Origin of the sequence: Trichlorobacter sp. (assembly GCF_030247655.1) — a bacterium.
Classification (GTDB): domain Bacteria; phylum Desulfobacterota; class Desulfuromonadia; order Geobacterales; family Pseudopelobacteraceae; genus Trichlorobacter.
Genome location: NZ_JAOTRZ010000040.1, coordinates 1 through 20517 on the forward strand (window position 1 = coordinate 1; position 20517 = coordinate 20517).

Here is a 20517-nt window from a genome sequence, read left to right on the forward strand (position 1 = left end):
CTTACGCTCTGTGACGGGCTTGGTGTCCCAAAACACGATCAAGCTGTCATTCCCTGGCTACTTGAAAGAACTTTAGATGCTACACGCTGAACATACAAGCAACAGAGCAACGGAGAAAATCTGAAAAGGCATGAACAAAAAAAGAGACAAGCTTTAACGTAATAAGAAATTTTGGTTTTGAGCTTAATGCTTGAGTATTTTGCCGTTCTCTGTTGCTCCGTCACTCTGTGTTTAACTATGTTATTACTGCCCGCAGCCAACCCCGCACACTGTTGATCAGCCAGATCTCATCAGCCCGCTGCAGGTCCCGGAGGTACAGAACCTGTTCCTCAATCGTGCCCTGCTCCAGCAGTTCCTGCCGCATCACACCGGGTAGCAGCCCGCAGGCAAGTGGGGGCGTGACCAACCGGTTATCCAGCTTCAGTACCAGATTGGTGAAGCTGCCTTCGGTCAGTTCTCCGCGATCATTGATGAGCAGCACTTCATCCGCCTCAGGTTGTTCCTGCCGAGCCTGATTGTAACGCTCACGCTGTTCGGTCTTGAGGTACAGCAGCAGGTTGTTTGGATCTGCCGGGGTTGTGGCTACGGCAATCTTAAGCGGCTGCTGTATCTGTTGCAATTCTGATGATTCAATCTGATACCTGCCATCCTGCGCCAGCAGCAGCCGGGTCTTGTGCTGGCCGGTGGTGCCGGCAGCATGTTCCAGTAGTGCCTGTCTGATCTGCTGTTGGTCGCAGCTGTAGCCCAGCCGCGATGCAGACCAGCAGAGCCGATCAAGGTGCCGCTCAAGGCGAGGATAGCTGCCATCCTCCAGCAACAGCGATTCCAGTAATCGAGGGGTGGGGCGTTGGGCAAGAAACGCGGCCTTGTGCAGGCATTCCGCATATTCGGCAGCAGGTCGGGCATCCCAGGTAATGCCGCTGCCCACACCCATGCTGATCCGGCTGGTTTGCTTGTTCAGCAACAGGGTGCGGATGGCCACGGAAAAGGCCATCTCTCCCCCAGGGGCCAGGTAGCCGATGGTGCCACAGTAGATGCCTCGTGGCTGCCCCTCTATTCCAGCAATCAGCTCCATGCTGCGTCGTTTGGGTGCGCCGGTGACCGAACCGCAAGGGAACAGGGCTTGAAAAATAGCCACCAGGCTGGTTTCTGGCAGCAGTTTGGCGGTGATGGTGGAGGTCATCTGATGCACCGTTGGAAAGGATTCCACTGCAAACAGTGCCTCTGTCTGGACCGTGCCGGTCTGGGCCACCTGGCCCAGGTCATTACGCAGCAGGTCAACAATCATCAGGTTCTCTGCCCGCTCTTTGGCGTTTTGTTGGAGTTGATTCGCCAGGGTCTGATCTTCAGCCAAAAACCGGCCACGGGGGGCGGTGCCTTTCATCGGTCTGGTGGTGATCAGGCCGTTGCGAATACTGAAAAACAGCTCCGGCGAGGCCGAAATGACGGTATGACTGCCGATATCCAGAAAGGACCCAAAGGCCGGTCGCTGGGCCTCCAGCAGGCTGCGGTAGAGCTGCAGCGGATCACCCTGCCAGTGCCCCTTCAGTTGAAAGGTGTGGTTGATCTGGTAGGTTTCACCCTGTTCAATGGCCTGATGAATCCGGCTAATGGCGATCTCGTAGTCGGTCTGGCTGCTTTCCGGTGCCAGGAGTGGTGCAGGGCAGGTGTTGTCTGGCAGATCAGCTCCGGCCTTGACCTGAACGCGCTGCTGAAACAGGGCAAACCAGACCAGCGGCAGCCCCGGTTCGGAGGGGAGGCTGGGCAGGTGCGGATTCAGCGCATGGGCTGCCTCGTAAGCTACAAAGCCCACGGCATACAGCCCCTGTTGGCTGGCTGCCTCGGCCTGCTCCAGTACGGTTACCACCTGATCAGCGGTCTCGGCAACCAGGGTGCTGACATGGCCGCCAAACCGCCAGGAGACACTGAACTGGTCAGTGCTGCAGGAGTCCAGCAGTATGGTGGGGAAGATGCTATGCATCAGATAATAAAAGCTCCATGTCAACTGAACGTAAGAGAAAAACTTCACAACCTTAACGCAGAGAGGCAGAGAAGCAGAGTTGCAGAGGACCTTACTATGGCTTGTACGTTTTAAAAGAAGTTCTCTGCGTCTTTGCTGCTCTCTTATTTCTCTGCGTTAAAGCTTTTTTCATCTTGTTGTTGCCCCTTCCACTTGCGTTTCAGCCAGATACTAAAATCATCCAGATAGGTGTACATCACCGGCACCACGATCAGGGTCAGCACCGATGAGGTAATCAACCCCCCCACCACGGCGCGGGCCATGGGGGCACGACCTTCACCACCAGCGCCCACACCGAAGAACAGCGGCAGCATGCCGAAGATCATGGCCAGGGTGGTCATGACAATCGGTCGCAGCCGGGTACGGCCTGCTTCGATCACGGCGGCGGCGCGTTCCAGGCCGTCCCGGGTTCGCAAGACCTTGGCATAGTCAACCAACAGGATGGCGTTCTTGGTGACCAGACCCATCAGCATGATCAGGCCGATCAGGGACATGATGTTGATGGTATCATTGGTGATCCGCAGCATGCCCGCCATCCCCACAATGGAGAGTGGTAGCGAGAACATAATGGCCAGCGGTTCAAAGAATGATTCAAACTGGGCGGCCAGGATCAGGTAGACAAACAGCACGGCCAGGATTAGCGATTCACCCATGAAGGCAAAGGATTCGGCCATATCTTCGGCCTCGCCGGAGAAGCCGATGCTGTAGCCCGGCTCCATCTTGACCCGCTTGGCCACTGCTTCCACCTGCTTGACGGCGGTACCGATCGGCAGGTCGTCAAGGTTGGCCGAGACCGTAACCAGACGGGAAAGGTCGCGGCGATTGATCTCGGTTGGGGAGGCTGCCACGGCTTCAGTGGTGATGCTGGCCAGTGGCACCAGACGGGCCGTGCCGTTAGCATCCGTCACCGATATTTTCAGATCCCGCACCTGGGCCGGATGTTCCCGCAACTGTTTGGGCAGGCGCACCCGCAGGTCAATTGCATCGCCATCTTCATCTTCGTAGCTGGTGATCGCCTCGCCACCCACCAGACGGGAGAGGCTGTCCACAATGGCGCTGGAGGAGACTCCGGCTGACTGGGCCTTTTCCCGGTCCACCTTCAGGCGGTAGTCAGGTGTGTCATATTCAAGGGTGGCCGCGATATCCACAATACCGGGGATGGTGTACATCTCCTGCTTGAGCTGGGCCGCGTACTTCTTCAACAGGGTGGTGTCGTCCCCCTTGATATTAACGTTGAGCGGTTTGGCAGATGAGCCGATGGCCCCCACCTCTTCAATGGAAAAGTTGATGCCGGCAATGCTGCGGAACCGTTCCCGGATCAGTTTCTGAATCTCAAACTGTCCACGCTTGCGCTCTGACTTTTCCTTCAGTTTGACGTACAGCAGGCCATCCCGTACCGTGCCGCTGTCTCCGGCCCCGATGGTGGCATAGGTATGGCTGATCTCCGGTATCCCCTTGACCTGCGCCAGAATCTGCTGCAGCCGGTCTTCCGTCTCTTTAATGCTGGCATCCGGTGCGGTCTGGAAGGAGACCTGGAATTCACTCTTGTCCTCTTTGGACATGAAGGATGATTCAAGGGTGGCCATTACTGCCAGGCCGATTACAAAGGAGACGCCTGCGCTGATCATCACCTTGCCACGATGGTTCAGGGCCCAGGCGATCACGCCACGGTATTTATCTGCCGTGCGATCAAACCAGTCATTAAACTGCTCCAGCCAGCGGGCGATCCCTTTGCGCTTGCCCCGCATATGGATCGAAGGGTCGTGCCAGCGGGAGGAAAGCATCGGGTCCAGGGTAAAGGAGACAAACAGCGAGACCAGCACCGCAAAGGAGACGGTGATGCCGAAGGGGAAGAAGAAACGCCCCACAATACCCCGCATGTAAGCCACTGGCACAAAGACCGCCAGGATCGACATGGTGGTGGCAAAGACCGCCAGCCCGATCTCGGCGGTACCGAAGCGGGATGCCTCCATATGGTCCTTGCCCAGTTCCAGGTGGCGCACGATGTTTTCCCGCACCACAATGGCATCGTCAATCAGCAGGCCGATGGCCAGGGACAGCGCCATCAGGGTCATCACGTTAAGGGTCATCCCCATGGCGTTCATGACGATAAAGGAAGAGATGACGGAGATCGGCAGGGTTATGCCGGTGATGACGGTGGAACGCCAGGAGTTGATGAACATGAACACAATCAACACGGTCAGGATGCCGCCGATGATCAGGGTTTCCTCCACATCAGCCAGAGATTGACGGGTCATGATCGAACCATCCCGCACCAGAGAAATGGTTACCCCCGGCGGCAGTTCGGCCTTGACCTTTGCCATCACCTTTTTGACGTTATCCACCACCTGCACCTGGTTGGCGCCGGACTGTTTGTAGATATCCAGACCAATGGCAGGCTGGCCGTTTACCAGGGCCAGTTTGCGATGCTCTTCTGACCCGTCAGTGACCTGAGCCACCTCACCCAGGGTAATGGGCCGCCCGTTTTTGCGGGTGATCACCATGGCCCCATACTGGTCAGCGCGATCCGGTTTGCCCTCAATCCGCAGGGGATATTCAGCCCCGCCTTTGGTGATCCTGCCCAGTGGCGTGTTGACGTTCTCCCCCTTCAGGCCACCCACCAGGTCATTGACTCCCAGGCCTAAGGAGTCCAGACGGACCGGATCAACCTCAACATTCACCTCGCGCTTGGCACCCCCCACCAGATCTACCTTGCCCACACCAGTGACGCTTTCAAACCGCTTGCGGATCTTTTTGTCTACCAGGGTGGTCAGATCACGCTGGGACAGGGTGGTGGACTGGATTGCCACGGCTGCAGCAGGCATGGCATTGAAGTCCAGCTTCTGGATGATCGGCTCTTCCGCCTCTTTGGGCAGCTGTCCCCGGATTGCGCTGATTTTGGCCCGCGCCTCCTGAGCCACCTCATTGGTTCGCTCTTCCAGCCGGAACTCGGCCACCACCGTCGAGACCGATTCACGGGAGAAAGAGGTGACATGCTTGATCCCTGCAATCTGGTTGACCGCCTCTTCAACCCGCTTGGAGACTTCACGCTCCACGGTATCCGGCGAGGCGCCGGGGTACTTGGTGACAATAGAGATGACCGGCATCTCAACATTGGGAAACATCTCCACCGAGAGCCGTTTGTAGGAGAAGAAGCCCAGGGCCACCAGGCCAAGCATCATCACGGTGGCAAAGATGGGACGTTTTATGGACAGGTCTGAGAGGATCACTTGGTTGCCCCTGTACTTTGCACCATAATCTTATCGCCGTCCCGCAGGGTAAAACCGCCCCGTGCCACGTACTTTTCACCCGCCTTCAGCCCTTCTCTGATCTCCACCAGATCACCGCTGACAGCGCCGGTTTTAACCTTGCGTAAACGGGCCAGCTGACCATCTGATACAAACAGGGTTGCGGTCTGCTGGACAGTGTCGTAGCTGCCCAGCACGCTACGGGGGATCTGAACCACCCCGCCCCGCTTGCCGGTTACGATCCTGCCTTTGGCAAACAGGCCGCCTTTCAGCAGTTCAGTCCCGTTTTGTACCTCTGCCACCACTTTTAGTGAACGGTCAGTTGCGTTTAACTCAGGGTTCAGAAACATCACCCGACCGCTGAATACGCGGCCCGGCAGTGCATCTACACTAAACTCAAGCGGTTGGCCCACTTTGACTCTGGCAGAGTCCACCGAGGGAACGGTCACCGTCAGATTCAGTATCCGGTTATCCACCACCCGGAAGATCGGCTTGCCTGCTGCTGCATCACTGGCCAGATCCCCCACATTGACATCCCGCAGGGCCACGACACCGTCCAGTGGCGCGGTTACCAGCCCTTTGGCAAATCGTGCCTTGGTCTGGTGCACCTCTTCTTCAGCCACCCGGATCTGAGCCTTTGAGGAATCAATCCGCGCCCTGGCTGCTGCGGTTTCAGTCCGGGCATCATCAACCGCCTGCTGGGTTGCCAGGCCGGCCTCCTTTAACTTTAGTGAGCGGGCCTCTTCCCGTTCTGCACGGGCAAGGCTGACCTGTGATTGGGCCAGCTGTGCCCGGGCAGCCACCACAGCAGCCTCGGCCCGCCTGGTCAGCGCCTCGGCTTCAGCCACATCAATCCGTGCCAAAGGCTGCCCCTTACGTACCCGCACCCATTGAGTCACGTAGACCTCTTTGACCAGGCCTGGGATCTGGGTCTTGACATCAGCGCTGAATTTTGGCTCCAGCGTACCGGTCACCTCGATCCCTTCGGTCAGCTCGGCAGTTGCTCCGGTTGCCAGTTCTACCGCGACCGGCGGCTTGACCACGGTTTCCTGTTTTTTGCTGCAACCTGCCAGCAGGGCAAGTGCTGCTATCATTATGAGTGTTGCCGGAAATCGTTTCATTTTCTGATCCCTTCAAACAAAAGTGCCAAAAGCCGTAGCAGGCCAGAGCGATCAACCCGTACCTGCCTGGTCTGATTAAGCTGTTCTTCCATGGTGGTATTAAGCAGTGCAACAATGGCCCAGGCCGCATCCGGCGGGCTGACCTGCCTGAATTCACCGGTGTTGATCCCTTCGCTGACCAACTGTTCCATGTGGGTCAGCATGGTGCTGAAGGATGCCTCAAAATCAATGTGCGGGGCCCCTTGGGGCGGGCCGTAGAAGATGGCGTAAATCAGTCGTGCCACCGGCAAGCGTTCAACAAAGATGTCCAGCAGCGCGGTGCAGTAGCCGCAGATCCGTTCAGTTACACTGCCCGGCGCAGTTCTGGCCTGCTCTGCCACCTGAAAAAAGTCTCCCAGTGCATCTCCCATCAAGGCAAGATAGAGCCCTTCCTTGTTCTTAAAATAGTAGTAGAGCACCGGCTTGGTGACACCGGCAGCTTCCACCAGTTCCCGCACAGAAGTTGCGGCGTAGCCTTTGGTTGAAAACAGTGCTAGTGCTGCATCCAGTAATCGCTGGCGTACATTGGGAGGATGTTCGATGGTTTTGGAAGTAGTCATGAGTGCCTGTTTGTATATGAATTTACCGATCGGTATATAGCGCCGGGTCGGTTGTCTGTCAAGCAAAACCTACCGATCGGTAAGGTGCGGATTGAAAAAAGGCCCGTTGCAGGTGCAACGGGCCTTTAAGGGTAGATGTCAGACAGTTGACTATTTCCAGTTAATGGTCTCTCCCACCTTCATCTGCTGCATCAGGAATTCCAGGCCGTAACGTCTGAGCGCCTTTTTGAACTCTTCCGGCGTACCGGTTAAGGCCGGGAAGGTGCCGAAGTGCATCGGAATGGCCTTCTTGGGACGGATCATTTCTACGGCCTGGGCTGCGCGGACCGGTCCCATGGTAAATTTGTCGCCAATGCAGAGCAACATCAGGTCTACCTGACCTTTCAACAGCGACATATCACTAAACAGGTCGGTATCACCGGTGTGATAGATGCGGGGGCCGCCCTTGACCGAAATCAGGAAACCGCCTGGATCACCGGCATAAACCGGTCCGTTGGGGGTATCCATGCTGCCGCCGTGGATGGCCGGTACAAACAGCACCGTTACCTCACCATCCAGCAGGCTGATCTGGCCGCCGAAACTGCCGGTGGTAATCATCTCGGCCTGTTTGGCTGGAAAGCCTTTGTAGGACACCATCGCCTTTTGCAGGTCAAAGGTGGCCACCAGCTTGGCACCGGTCTTTTTGGCAATTTCAACTGAATCGCCGATATGGTCACCATGGCCGTGGGTCAGGAAGATCAGGTCCACCTTGGTCAATTCCTCCAGATCCTTTTTTGCATTGGGGTTGGAGGGGTTGCTGATCCAGGGATCCACCAGCAGCACCTTGCCGTTGGGTGTTACCACCTTGAAGGCGGCATGTCCATACCAGGTCAGTTGGGCAGGGGCGGCCTGAGCAGCATTGGCAATCAGGGTCAGGAAAGCCAGCAGGATAACCAGTAAGATCAAACGCTTCATGGAGACCTCCTTTTAGACAGGATCGCTACAGTTGTGAGGTGCAGTGGGGACAGCGGGTGGCATCATCATGTACCGCTGATTTGCAGAACGGACATTCCCGTGGAGCTGCTGCTGGTGCCGGCTCTTCTGTCTTACGAGCCTTGTTGGCGGCCTTGATAATCATAAAAATCACCAGCGCCATGATCAGAAAATCCAGGGTGGTGTTGATGAAAAGCCCGTAATTGAGGGTAGGCACACCGGCTGCCTTGGCAGCAGCAATGGTGGCGTAATCACCACCCTTCAAGCTGATAAACAGATTGCTGAAGTCAACCTTGCCCATCACCAGACCGATCAACGGCATAATCAGGTCATTAACCGCTGAGTTGACTATTTTCCCGAATGCAGCGCCAATGATGACACCAACCGCCAGATCCAGCACATTGCCCTTCATGATAAAGGTCTTGAACTCTTGCAACATGGCACCCCCCTCTAATGATGTGTTATGTTTAAGCGCGCTCTACGACAAATACCGGATGGTTATCAAGCGCTATCTGGTCACCGGGATACAGCTTGCGTCCCCGACGGGTCTCTACCTCTCCGTTAACACGGATCTGACCCTCCTGGATCACAATTTTAGCCTCACCACCGCTCATAACCAGATTGGCCAGCTTCAGGAAGCTGTCCAGTTTGATGTAGTCGGTATCGATTGCAATTTTTTCAGACATGGGAGACCTTTCAAGCCGTTGAGATGCTAGTTGAAAACCTGTACATCTATATATCCAGCTTCAGGACAGAAGACAACATATTCAGCCAGAGCAAGCATGCGGTGCAATGCACCCATTTTTAAAATGCTGCTTTTTTATGATAAGAAATGCCCCGCCGGTAACCGGCGGGGCATTTGCGTAACACAGGATGAAAACGATACTTAGCCCTGTAGGGCCATCAACATCTTTTCAGCCACATCCTGGCCGCTGATATTGTAACTTCCATTGGCCAGTTGCTGACTGATATCCTGTACCTTGTCAAGGCGTATATCACCACTGGATGGCTGAACGCTGGAAAGTTTTTCAACCATATTGGTTAATTGAACACTAAACGGGCTTTGCACCCCTGAGCTTGCTTGTGGTGCCCGGCTGGCCTCACTTTTGGCGGTCTTTATGACCGGCTGAGCACCAAAAATTGCGGTTGTTGAGCTATCTATACGCATGGTTTGCCCTCCATTACTTATCCTTTCGGCAACCTTTCTAAAAACCTTAAATCGTAAAATGCATATGTTTCAGAAATGCCATTGAACTCATACCTATTTCAGATCCAGTGTTGTCATGCTTCCAAATGTCGCCAACGGTTTGTCAAACCCCTTCTGGTCACCGACCACCACAAGCTTGAAGGCATCAGGATGCAGGTGCTTTCGGGCTGCCCGCAGGATATCTTCACGGGTTACTGCAGCAATCCGCTCCCGGTAGCGATCCAGATAATCGGACTGGTAGCCGTAAAACTCAAGTCGTGCCTGCTGCGTTACAATAGAGGCTGGCGTGGTAAAGCCAAACAGGAAGGAATTGATGATTGAGTCCTTGGCCAGCTTCAGCTCCTGCTCAGTCACCGGCTCCTTGCGTACCCCTGCAATGATAGAGGTCATCAAACCGATTGTTTTTGCCGTAGCCTCAGCTTTGGTTTCGGTCTCTGCGGTAAAGCTGCCGGTAAAGCGACGCCCCACATCAAAATGGCTGCCCACATTGTAGGCCAGCCCCTGATTGGTGCGAATCTCCATCATCAGGCGGGAGGTAAAACTGCCTCCCAGGATAAAATCCAGCACCCGGATGGCGTACAGGTCAGGATCGTCCTTGGTGATTCCCAGATGCCCTAGCCTGATCACGGACTGATTGACCTGCTTGGGCGCATACAGCACCGCCGGTACAAATTGCAGCTTCACCTGAGGAACCTCAGGCAGTTGTAAACGTCCCGCTGGCTTGACCTGTCCTATCAGTCGGTTCAGCGCAGCAAGTATGGCTGTCCGGTCAAAATCACCGGCAACGGTCAAGATCATGTTGTCCGGCCGGACAAAACGCTGGTGAAAGGCCTGCAGGTCGTTACGTTTGATGGCAGAGACCGTTGCAGCAGTTGGCACAACCCCCAGCGGATGCCCGGCATAGAGCGCCTTTTGCAGCTCACGATCCCCCAATTCTTTGGGATCATCATTCTGGCGCCGGATCATCTCCAGAGCCTGGCGTTTGATCACATCCAGCCGCTTTTCATCAAAACGGGGATGAAACAGGATATCAGTAAAGATCTGTAGGGTGCGGTCCAGATTTCTGGTCAGACTGGACAGTGAAACCGTGCCCAGATCAGTGCCAAAGGAACTCTCCACAGCAGAGGCCATGAACTCCAGCTCGCGGTCCAGTTCCGCCGGGGCCAGGGCGTGGGTGCCGCCGCCGCGCAGTTGCGAACCGGTCAGGCTGGCTAAACCGCTCTTGTCGCTCTGATCATAGACCGAACCGGTGCGGATCAGTGCTGAGATTGTCACAATCGGCAGTTCTCGATCCTGCAGCAGGTAGACCGGCGTGCCGTTCTTCAGCAATACCCGTTCTGTCTTGGGGATCTGGAATACAAGGGGCGGAAAGGCCATACTGCGCGGATTAGCCAAATCTGCCCCATGGGCAAAAGAAAAACTGAAGATGCTGATGATACAGATCATAACAATACGCATATTCATTGTACCTTGCCCCCTGCTCTTTTTGTCACCAGCGTGCCTGTAAGCCGGTTTTCGCGGGTAAAGTACTGTTTGGCCACCCGCTGAATGTCTGCGGGAGTAATCTTTGCAACCCTGGCCCGATAGGTGGTCATGTAACGCCAACTGCCAGCTATGGCCTCATACTCGGTCAGGTTACGGGCCAGCCCGCCGTTGGTCCCCATCCGCCGTGCCTCTTCAAACTCAAGCTGATTCAGTACCTGCTGCAACTCCTGCTGGCTCACAGGTTCCTTTTTCAGACGTTCCAACTCAGCCAGCAGCGCCTGTTCAACTTCAGCGGACGTGTGGGGTGACCGGGGAGATGCATACAGCACAAATAGATTGGGATACCGGTTCCCAGGTGCATCAAAGGTTGAAACCTGGGTGGCAAGCTGCTTTTCCAACACCAGGGAGCGGTGCAGCCGTGAAGTGCGGCCCTGCCCAAGAATCGAGCTGATCAGGTCAAAGACGTAGTCATCATCACTACCGATGGCGGTTTTATGAAAACCGATCACCAGTTCCGGCTCTGCATCACCAAGCAGTTCAACCCGCCGCTCACCTTGTTGCGGTTCCTCCTGCACCGGTACATCAGGTACCGGTGTGCCGGTCTGAATGTCGCCAAAATAGCGCTCAACCAGCTGAATTACCTCAGCAGGCTTGATGTCTCCCACCACCGCCATAATGGCATTATTGGGGGCATAGTAGCGCTTCAGGAACGACTCGGCCTTGGTGCGGGAAAGCTGCTTGATGTCCGAGGTCCAGCCGATGGTGGGCTGGCCATAGGGATGGGCCTGATAGGCCGCAGCTATGAAGGTCTCCCACAGCTTGGCCGATGGCTCGGCATCATAGGAACGGCGGCGTTCTTCCATCACCACCGAACGCTCGGTATAAAACTCCCGCAGCACCGGGTTCTTCATCCGGTCAGATTCAATCGCCGCCCATAGTTCCAGCTTGTTGGCAGGCAGAGAGATTAGATAGGTGGTGCCATCGCGGCTGGTAAATGCGTTGTAACCGGAACCGCCGTTGCGGGCGTACAGATCAAAAAATTCATCCTTGATCACATACTGTTCAGCCTGTTTTTCAAATTTTGCCAGTTCGGCACGCAGGGCTGCGAGCTTCGCCTTGTCTGCCCCACTCCCTTTGGCTTCTTCAGCCAGCATCAGTTGGGCCGTCTGCTCAATCTTTTCCAGCAGCGGAGCCTCGGCAGCGTAGTCTTTCGTCCCCAGTGTCCTGGTACCCTTGAACAACATATGTTCCAACAGATGAGCCAGTCCCCGTTCATCACTGCGTTCATGGACACTGCCCACCTTGAAACGGATCCAGGCCGAGACCGTGGGTGAGCTGTGACGCTCCACCATTAACAGTTTCAGACCGTTTTTTAAAGTATGCTCCACCACTTTATCTTCAAGGTTGGCAGCCCCCACCTGTACAGCCAGCAACAGGACCAGGCAAAGGCTGGCAATGGTTTTTACAACACGCTGCATCATGATTCAGTATCCCTTTCTAAAACAATGACAGTTTGACATAGCGGCCGGGGTGCTTCTTGATATCAACCATCAGGGCATCCATATTATCCACGGCGCGGTTCAGCTTTTCGTACAGTTCCTTTTCATTGATCAACTTGCCTGCCGTGCCTTCACCAGCCTTGATCCGGGCTGTAGCACTCTCCAGATCCTTCATTGAAGTATCTGCCCGGGTGATCAGCGACAGGCTCTTGTCATACAACTCCTTGTCATTAATCAGCATCCCCAGCGTATTGTCTTTTGAGGTCAGTCTGCGGTTCAACTCCCGTACATCATCGGCAGCCTGGTTGCTCTTCTCCGCCAGACTGACCAGCTTGGTGTAGAGGGATTTGTCGTGAATCAAACGGTTCAGGCTGCCATCTGCGGTCTGGATATCCTGCAGCGTTTTGTCAGCCCTGGTCAGAATCTGCATCAGCTTGTCGTACGGCTCACCGCTGCGGGCCAACTTACCCAGGGTACCCTGACCACGATTAATGTTGCCGGCCAGGATATTCAGCTCACTGGAAAGCTGCACCGCATTGATGTACAGCTTGGTATCGGTTGCCAGTAGCCCCAGCGTCCCTTTGCCAGACTGCACGTTATCCACGATACTGTTCAGCTTTTCAAAGGTAACACCAGCCTTTTGGGCCACATCATCGATGGAGTGTACTGTTTTGCCGCTAAACTGGCTGATCGGCTTTTCGTAATAGCTGGCCGATGGCAGGACATCAACGTACTTTTCACCCATCAGACCACGGGTCTTGATGGTAATCAGGGAATCAGGGCCGATCTTTTTGTGGGCCTTGGAATCCACCTCGGCAACAATCAGCACCTCATTGGTGTTGCGAGGATTTTCAAAGCGAATCTGCTGCACCACCCCCACATCAACCCCTGCCAGCCAGACCGGGGCACCTTCCTTCAGTCCCACCACGTTCTTCATGGAGATACGGATGGTGCTGGTGGGGGTAAACAGCTTGGTCTTCTGCCCCATCAGCAGAATTGCCCCTGCTGCCAGCAACAGGGTGATCAGGATAAATACCCCGGCCCGTACCTGGGCCCAGCCGATCTGATTACTTCGTTCCATGAAGGTGTCCTTCCTTATTCAGCTGCCACTACTCCAGATCCTTCGGTCGTACCGTCCAGACCTTGATCCCCTGTTCCTTTGCCACCGTCCTCAACCGTTTTAGGAACCGTTCATCATCCTTGTCCCGCACAATCAGCAGCACCGCCGGTTTACGGCCGGTGCTCTGGGCGTAATACAACGCCTGGCCAATGGATTCGGCCCACTTCGGGGCATACTCCACCTCAACCGCATACTCCTTGGTCAGGCAATCAACCCGCGTCTTGTCCTGCAGCCGGTGCTCAAGTTCACCGCCATGCCTTTCACACCACCAGCGCTGATAGTCCTTTTCATGCAGCGGCGCGTGGCTGCAGCCCGCAACCAACGCCAGCAGACACAGTAGCAGAATAAACCGCATGATTGACACTCTGCCTTACACAAACAGCGACCGGTCGGTCGGCTGGAGAAATTCCTGCACATTGGGCTGCAGGCAGGCCCGTAGTTCCACTTCAGTCCCTTCAAAGGCCAGTCGCGATTCATGGATCAAAGAAAATCGCTGCGACGTAGCAAAGGCGGTGGGCAGATCATGGGTCACCATCAGTGTGGTCTTGCCCGCCTCCTGCAGCCGGTTCATCAGGGAGACAATGTTGTAGACCCCGATCGGGTCCAGGCCGGTGGTCGGCTCATCAAAAAAGATATACTCAGGATCAGCAGCCAGGGCGCGGGCAATGGCCACCCGCTTCTTCATACCACCGGACAGTTCGGCTGGGTAAAGGTCAAGCGCCGGTTCCACCCCCACAAAGCGCAGTTTTTCCCGCACAATTTCTTCAATCTCGGCCTGGGACAACCGCCCCTCTTCAAACAGACGGTAACCCACGTTCTCCCCCACGGTCATGGAGTCAAACAGCGCGCCCCCCTGAAACACAATCGCAATCTTCTTGCGCTGCTCACGGTACTCTGACTCCGGTCTGTTAGTAATCTCCATCCCGTTAATATAAATTCTGCCGCTCTGGGGATGGATCAATCCTAGAATCAGCTTCAGAATAGTGGTCTTACCCGAGCCGCTCACACCCAGGATGGTGCGGTTAACGCCTTGCTCCAGCAGCAGGTCAAAATCGGTCAGAATTGTTCGTCCGCCAACTGTGTAGCAGACCTGCTCCATCCGTATGCTCTGTTCTTCCGTCACGCCGCTCACCTGAACACCACAAAAATCTTGGCAATAAAGAAGTCGCACATCAGCACCAGCACCGATGAGAGCACCACCGCCCGCTTGGCAGCCGCCCCGACCCCTTCAGCGCCGCCACCGGTATTGAGGCCGGTCTGGCATGCGATCATGGTGATCAGAAAGGCAAACACCAGCGGTTTGGTCACCCCTTCCAGGTAGTCCAGCGGCACCATGAACTGAGTAAAGGTGGAGAGATACATGATCGGGCTGATGCCGTAGCCGGAGGCGATCAGGTAACCGCCCAGCATGGAGATTGCATCAGTGACGATGGTCAACAGTGGCAGGGCCACCAGCATCGCCTTCAGGCGGGGAGTAACCAGACGCTGGATGATGTCGGTGCCTTCCACCCGCATGGCATCGACCTGCTCTGTCACCACCATGGTACCCAGTTCGGCGGTGATGGCGGAACCGACCCGACCGGCCACCATCAGGGCTGCCAGCACCGGCCCCAGCTCCTTGATCATGGTGACCGCCACCATGCCGCCCACGTAGCTGGTGGCGGCGAACGGCTTAAGCTGGATCAGGGCCTGCAAAGCCATGACCATGCCGGTAAACAGGCCGGTCAGCACGCAGATAAACAGTGAGGAAAAGCCCAGTTTGTCAAACTGGATCGCAAAATCACGGTAGTAGTACGGTTTGCTAAAGATACGGATAAAGGACTGCCATGCCAGAAAGAAGAAGGCCTGAAAACGGGCAAAGAATCCCAGCATCTGCTGGTCAATGGCAGACAGCCGGATCACGCTAGAGCACCGCTTCCACTGCCTGGGCTGCCTCGTCAATGAAGATAAACTCCAGCTCATTACGGACATTATCCGGGATATCGTCCAGGTCATCACGGTTACGGGTGGGGGCCAGCACGATCTTGACCCCGGCCCGGTGTGCAGCCAGCACTTTCTCTTTGAGGCCGCCAATGGCCAACACCCGTCCGGTCAGAGTTATTTCACCGGTCATGGCCACGGTGCGGCGGGCCGGTTTGCCGGTTAACAACGAAACCAGGGCCGTGACCATGGTGACCCCGGCTGAAGGGCCATCTTTGGGAATCGCGCCTGAGGGAACATGGATATGGATGGTGCGGTTTTCAAAGGCACCGTCCGCTATACCAAACTCCGCTGCATGGGCCTGGATGTAGGACAGAGCCGCCCGGGCCGATTCCTTCATCACATCCCCCAACGAGCCGGTCAGAATCAGCTCTGCCTTGCCCGGCATACTGGTGACCTCGATAAACAGGATATCACCGCCAGTCTCGGTCCAGGCCAGCCCGGTCACCACCCCCACCCGGTCGGATTCGGCAGCCACCTCATCATGAAATTTGCGCGGTCCCAGCAACTCCGCCACCAGCTCCGGGGTAATTTCTGCCCGCAACTCCTTGCCCTGGGTGATCTCCTTGGCAAGTTTACGCAATACCTGGGCAATGGTGCGCTGCAGGTTACGGACCCCTGCCTCACGGGTATATTCACGGATCAGCTTGATCAAGCCTTCTTGCGTAAAGGTTGGCTGGGTCTTGGCCAGTCCGTTCTCCTCGATCTCGCGGGGGATAAGAAACCGGTTGGCAATATGCTGTTTTTCCTCACTGGAATAGCCTGCCAGCCGGATGATCTCCATCCGGTCTTTTAGCGGGCCGGGGATCGGGTCCATCTGATTGGCCGTGGTGATAAACATCACCTTGGACAGATCAAACGGCACATCCAGATAGTGATCCTGGAAGGAGAAGTTCTGTTCCGGGTCCAGCACCTCCAGCAGGGCTGAAGAGGGATCGCCGCGGAAGTCATGGGAGAGTTTGTCGATCTCATCCAGCATCAGCACCGGGTTGTTGGAACCGCAGCGGTAGATCTCCTTGATAATCCGACCCGGCAGGGCGCCGATGTAGGTCCGGCGGTGACCGCGAATCTCCGCCTCGTCACGCACCCCGCCCAGTGAGACCCGCACAAACTTGCGTCCCAGAGAACGGGCAATGGAGCGGCCCAGTGAGGTCTTGCCCACCCCCGGTGGCCCCACAAAGCAGAGCACCGGCCCTTTCATGGTGTCTTTCAGGGAGCGGACTGCCAGAAACTCAAGGATACGTTCCTTAACCTTTTTCAGGTTATAGTGATCCTCATCCAGCACTGCTTCGGCCTTGACGATATCCAACGAATCTTCGGTGGAGATGGACCAGGGCATGCCGGCCAGATAATCCAGATAGGTACGGCTGACGTTATATTCCGGTGATGCCTGGTTAATCTTTTCCAGCCGCTTCAGCTCTTTGAGGGCGATCTTACGCACCTCTTCCGGCATGTCGGCGTCGTCAATCCGTTTGCGCAGCTCAGCCACATCGGCATTGCGGGGGTCTTCATCCCCCAACTCTTCCTGAATCTGCTTCATCTGCTCCCGCAGCAGGTAATCCTTCTGGTTCTTGCCCACCCGCTTGTTCAGCTCGGTCTTCATCTCACCATGCACCTGCAGCTTCTGCACCTCGTTGGTCAGATGGACATAGACCTTTTTCAGCCGCTCCAGCGGATCAACCGTTTCCAGCAGTTCCTGCAGATCAGACTGGGGCAGGTTGACATACAGCGCCACCAGGTCAGACAGGCGGGCCGGGTTGTCAATGTAATCAATCATCTTCATCACATCATCCGGCAACGGCTTGCCATAGGAGAGCGAGATCTTCAACAGGCCGATCAACGACTGCACCAGTGCCTCAGATACCAACCCCTTTTCAGCAAACTCCCGCACCACTGCAGCCTGTACCAGCGGATAGGGTGCCACCCGCTCCAGCTCAATCAGACGAATCCGGTTGATCCCTTCCAGGGTCACCTTGAAACGACCGCCAGAAACCTTCTTGATCTGGGTTACCCGGCAGACCGTACCGATCTCATGCAAGGTTACCAGAATATCGGTGCCTTGCGGTTCTTTACGGGGAAATGAAACCGCAACAAAACCGTCGTACTGATCCTGGGCGGCACGGAACAGGGCCAGCTCCGGCTCATCCAGATAGAGTGGAAACACCATGTAGGGAAAGGCCACCATATCCTTCAACGGATAGAGCGGCAGGATTGCGGGTATGGTCAGTTCATTATGGGGCATCTGGTTTCTTTCTTTGCATCAGTAAAATTCAGGGGATACATAGTACCATGACAACCGGCAATCTTCAATCAGGTGTTCCGCCCCTGTTGTACCTGCACTTGCACTGTTTGCACCCTTTTGGCCGTGCCACCCAGTTGCCGATACAACCGGGCCAGAAAGCGGATGGTCACCAGGCGGTGCAGGGTCGCCTGGGTCAGCCGGTACAACCAGCGTCGCACAACGGACGGGCGCTGCGAACCGAGCAGCAACGGGCAGTAATCCGACAGCCGCAGGGTGACTCTGACAAAGCTGTCTGGATTGGCTTCGCAGCAAAAAGCCAACTCACCTCGATCACATTGGTCCCGCTGCACCAGCAGCCCGCCACAGATCCTCAGGGACAGCCAGTCCGCCTCTGGTACAGGCTGCAGAAAGCGAAGCAGCGGAATACAACCCAACAGCTTGAAGGCGATCCCTTCTGCAGTCTGATCTGGTTGAATCAGCCCCCAGGTCATCCGCCTGATGGCTGTCAGATAGGCTTCCAGCAGCCGCTGCGGGGTCATCCCTGTGGCAAGCTCAGGCGGTAGATCAGTCCACTGAATTGAAAAGACTGAGTTATCCTCCAACAATACCTGCTGACAGGCGATCTGTAACGGAGCCTTGATTGACATGAAAACAGTGTGCCACACAAACTGTCCACTTGCCAGCACCAGAATTTGTGGCAGAATAGCGCTACTATGACCACACATGAACAGACCACCATACTGGTCACCGGCGCAACCGGCTTTATCGGCAGGCGCCTGGTGAAAGAACTGCTGCAACGGGGCTACCGGGTACGCTGTATGGTACGCCGTCCCTCAGAGCTGCCTGCCGGGGTTGAGCAGGTTCAGGCTGATCTGCTGAAACCTGACAGCCTGACGGCTGCCCTGAACGGAATAGATACGGTCTACTATCTGGTACATTCAATGGGGCAGGGCAAGGGAGACTTTGCTGAACAGGATCGACAGGCAGCCCGTAACCTTGTTGCTGCTGCTGATCTGGCTGGTGTCAAACGGGTCATCTACCTGGGTGGTCTGGGGGAGACCGGCGACAACCTTTCCCACCACCTGGCCAGCCGACTTGAGGTGGCCCACATCCTGCAAACCGGCTGCTTCAGCACCACCTTCCTGCGGGCTGCGGTAATCATCGGTTATGGCGGTGCATCCTATGAGATGGTACATAGCCTGGTAAAGCGATTGCCGATCATGATTACCCCCCGCTGGGTCAGTACCCGCAACCAGCCGATCGCGGTGGCTGATGTGATCGCCTATCTGGCAGGCTGTCTGGAAGAACCCAAGACCTCTGGTGAGACCTTTGATATTGGTGGCCCTGAGATCATGACCTACAAGGAGATGATGGAGCGCTTTGCCGTACTGGAAGGGAAAAGGCTCTGGATTATTCCGGTGCCGTTGCTGACCCCTAAACTCTCTTCCTACTGGGTGGGATTGGTTACCTCGGTCAAGGCAGCCATTGCCATCGCCCTGATCGAAGGACTGAAAAACGAGGTAATCTGCCGGGACAACCGGATTCAGGAGCTGTTGCCGATCCGCTTGACCCCCTATGATGACGCCATACGAACGGCCTTGGCCGAACAACATGCAGGAGGTGTATCATGAAGAAGATTGGTGTAGTCCTTTCGGGTTGCGGTTTCCGCGACGGCAGTGAAATCCACGAAGCAGTCTGTGCCTTGCTGGCCATTGATCAGGCCGGTGCCGAGGCGATCTGCATGGCCCCGGATACAGAGTTGAACGAGATGAATCATTGTACCATGGAGCTGACCGGCGCCAAGCGCAAGGTGCTGATGGAATCAGCCCGGATTGCCCGTGGCAAGATCAAGGATATTGCGGAGGTCAAGGCGACTGATCTGGACGCCCTGGTCTTTCCCGGTGGTTTTGGCGCTGCCCTGAACCTGTGTGACTTTGGCCAGAAAGGGGCTGCTGCCTCGGTTAACCCGGAAGTGGCCCGTTTGACGCGGGAGATCCATGGGGCTAAAAAGCCGATCGGCGCCATCTGCATTGCACCGGCCCTGATCGCCGCCATCCTGGGGAAAGAGGCTGCCCCGACCCTGACCATCGGCACCGACCCAGGCACTGCTGCAGAGGTGGAAAAGACCGGCGCAAAGCATCAAGACTGTCCGGCAGATGGGTTTGTGGTGGATCAGGCCAACAGGATTGTGAGCACCCCGGCGTACATGCTGGCTGGACGGATCTCAGAGGTGTATGAGGGAATTGGAAAGTGTGTCAAGGCTGTGGTTGAGATGGCATAAACAGAAAAGCGGGTACCGGAAGAATGGTACCCGCTTTTTGTATGCTGTCAGAGTGGTGCGGTTATTTTGAGTACAGCACCGCAACAATCCTCGCCTTTTGATCCCCCACTGATACCAGTCCGTGGGGTTCGCTGGAGTCGTAGTAGACGCTGTCACCGCTTTTTACCCGGTGGATTTCGTTGCCGTAGTGCAGGTCAATTTCCCCTTCCAACACATACAGAAACTCCTCCTCCCCTTCATGACGGAAAAACAGCTTGTCATCCCAGGTTGAGTTTTTCACCTCCACCAGAAACGGTTCCATATGTTTCTGACGCATACCGTGGGCCAGGGAATGGTAGGTATAAGGCCGGTTTTCAGCATTGACCGCCTGACGCTGCAGGTCAGGCCGCAGGTCATCGCCACGGGTCAGAACCAGTTTTTGACGATTACCTTCGTCTTCAAAAAAGAAGTGGATATCAACCTTCAGTCCGCGGGAGATCTTCAGCAGGGTTGCAAGGGGAGGCACCACCTGTTCATTTTCAATCTGGGACAATAGCGGCTTGGAAAGGCCGGTCAACTCTGACAACTCCTGCAGGGTCAAACGTCGTTGTTGTCGTTGTCCCCGGATCTTTTCGCCAATCCTGAACTCCTTGATTTGTGCCTTGATATCGGTCACTATTCGCCTCCTGAGTGCTGCCATTGCCATGCCGGGCCAGGCAGTTGACAGCCAGTAATCTTTAAGCTAGCCTAACCCTGTTCTACGG

General features: G+C 55.8%; 19 protein-coding genes. 2 read left to right on the forward strand and 17 right to left on the reverse strand.

Annotated elements, in window-relative coordinates:
- Positions 1-235: 235 nt before the first annotated feature.
- The 16 genes from pabB to OEL57_RS05685 all read right to left on the reverse strand — a co-directional run bounded on the left by pabB (position 236) and on the right by OEL57_RS05685 (position 18218).
- Positions 236-1981 carry an aminodeoxychorismate synthase component I gene (gene pabB, locus OEL57_RS05610; RefSeq protein WP_300738290.1) on the reverse strand — a complete coding sequence of 582 codons (1746 nt, stop codon included), beginning with the start codon at positions 1979-1981 and terminating at the stop codon, positions 236-238.
- 143 nt (positions 1982-2124) lie between these two features.
- Positions 2125-5250 carry an efflux RND transporter permease subunit gene (locus tag OEL57_RS05615; RefSeq protein WP_300738293.1) on the reverse strand — a complete coding sequence of 1042 codons (3126 nt, stop codon included), beginning with the start codon at positions 5248-5250 and terminating at the stop codon, positions 2125-2127.
- Positions 5247-6389, reverse strand: coding sequence for an efflux RND transporter periplasmic adaptor subunit (locus tag OEL57_RS05620; RefSeq protein WP_300738296.1), 1143 nt, complete (start codon positions 6387-6389; stop codon positions 5247-5249). Before OEL57_RS05620 ends, OEL57_RS05615 begins: the two co-directional genes overlap by 4 nt.
- Positions 6386-6988: a TetR/AcrR family transcriptional regulator gene (locus OEL57_RS05625; protein ID WP_300738299.1), complete on the reverse strand. Its 603-nt coding sequence runs from the start codon at positions 6986-6988 to the stop codon at positions 6386-6388. Before OEL57_RS05625 ends, OEL57_RS05620 begins: the two co-directional genes overlap by 4 nt.
- 150 nt (positions 6989-7138) lie before the next feature.
- Entirely contained in the window at positions 7139-7942 is an 804-nt protein-coding gene (locus OEL57_RS05630; protein WP_300738302.1) for a metal-dependent hydrolase, read from the reverse strand.
- A 25-nt stretch (positions 7943-7967) separates the two neighbouring features.
- On the reverse strand, positions 7968-8399 hold the full coding sequence (gene mscL, locus OEL57_RS05635) for a large conductance mechanosensitive channel protein MscL (RefSeq protein WP_300738304.1): 432 nt from the start codon (positions 8397-8399) through the stop codon (positions 7968-7970).
- Positions 8400-8427: 28 nt separating this feature from the next.
- Entirely contained in the window at positions 8428-8634 is a 207-nt protein-coding gene (yaaA, locus tag OEL57_RS05640; protein ID WP_414718501.1) for a S4 domain-containing protein YaaA, read from the reverse strand.
- 212 nt (positions 8635-8846) lie between these two features.
- Positions 8847-9128, reverse strand: coding sequence for a flagellar biosynthesis anti-sigma factor FlgM (gene flgM / locus OEL57_RS05645; protein WP_300738310.1), 282 nt, complete (start codon positions 9126-9128; stop codon positions 8847-8849).
- 93 nt (positions 9129-9221) lie between these two features.
- Positions 9222-10631 carry a M16 family metallopeptidase gene (locus OEL57_RS05650; protein WP_300738312.1) on the reverse strand — a complete coding sequence of 470 codons (1410 nt, stop codon included), beginning with the start codon at positions 10629-10631 and terminating at the stop codon, positions 9222-9224.
- Positions 10628-12130 (reverse strand): M16 family metallopeptidase, encoded by a 1503-nt coding sequence (locus tag OEL57_RS05655; protein ID WP_414718502.1) that lies wholly within the window; start codon positions 12128-12130, stop codon positions 10628-10630. The genes OEL57_RS05650 and OEL57_RS05655 overlap by 4 nt, the downstream gene beginning before the upstream one ends.
- A 19-nt stretch (positions 12131-12149) precedes the next feature.
- Entirely contained in the window at positions 12150-13232 is a 1083-nt protein-coding gene (locus OEL57_RS05660; RefSeq protein ID WP_300738317.1) for an MlaD family protein, read from the reverse strand.
- A gap of 28 nt (positions 13233-13260) precedes the next feature.
- Entirely contained in the window at positions 13261-13626 is a 366-nt protein-coding gene (locus OEL57_RS05665; RefSeq protein ID WP_300738319.1) for a hypothetical protein, read from the reverse strand.
- A gap of 15 nt (positions 13627-13641) precedes the next feature.
- Entirely contained in the window at positions 13642-14394 is a 753-nt protein-coding gene (locus tag OEL57_RS05670) for an ABC transporter ATP-binding protein (protein ID WP_414718500.1), read from the reverse strand.
- Positions 14395-14399: 5 nt separating this feature from the next.
- The gene (locus OEL57_RS05675; protein ID WP_300738321.1) at positions 14400-15173 is read right to left on the reverse strand and encodes an MlaE family ABC transporter permease; all 774 of its coding nucleotides are present in this window, start codon (positions 15171-15173) and stop codon (positions 14400-14402) included.
- 1 nt (position 15174) lies between these two features.
- The gene (lon, locus tag OEL57_RS05680; protein WP_300738323.1) at positions 15175-17493 is read right to left on the reverse strand and encodes an endopeptidase La; all 2319 of its coding nucleotides are present in this window, start codon (positions 17491-17493) and stop codon (positions 15175-15177) included.
- Positions 17494-17561: 68 nt separating this feature from the next.
- The gene (locus tag OEL57_RS05685) at positions 17562-18218 is read right to left on the reverse strand and encodes a hypothetical protein (protein ID WP_300738325.1); all 657 of its coding nucleotides are present in this window, start codon (positions 18216-18218) and stop codon (positions 17562-17564) included.
- Here OEL57_RS05685 and OEL57_RS05690 point away from each other — a divergent pair.
- Together OEL57_RS05690 and elbB are read left to right on the forward strand one after the other, a co-directional pair.
- On the forward strand, positions 18207-19124 hold the full coding sequence (locus tag OEL57_RS05690) for an NAD(P)H-binding protein (protein WP_300738328.1): 918 nt from the start codon (positions 18207-18209) through the stop codon (positions 19122-19124). The genes OEL57_RS05685 and OEL57_RS05690 overlap by 12 nt on opposite strands.
- Positions 19121-19774 (forward strand): isoprenoid biosynthesis glyoxalase ElbB, encoded by a 654-nt coding sequence (elbB, locus tag OEL57_RS05695; protein WP_300738330.1) that lies wholly within the window; start codon positions 19121-19123, stop codon positions 19772-19774. Before OEL57_RS05690 ends, elbB begins: the two co-directional genes overlap by 4 nt.
- Positions 19775-19835: 61 nt before the next feature.
- Here elbB and OEL57_RS05700 read toward each other — a convergent pair whose 3' ends face one another.
- Positions 19836-20429, reverse strand: coding sequence for a helix-turn-helix domain-containing protein (locus tag OEL57_RS05700; protein ID WP_300738332.1), 594 nt, complete (start codon positions 20427-20429; stop codon positions 19836-19838).
- Positions 20430-20517: the final 88 nt, after the last annotated feature.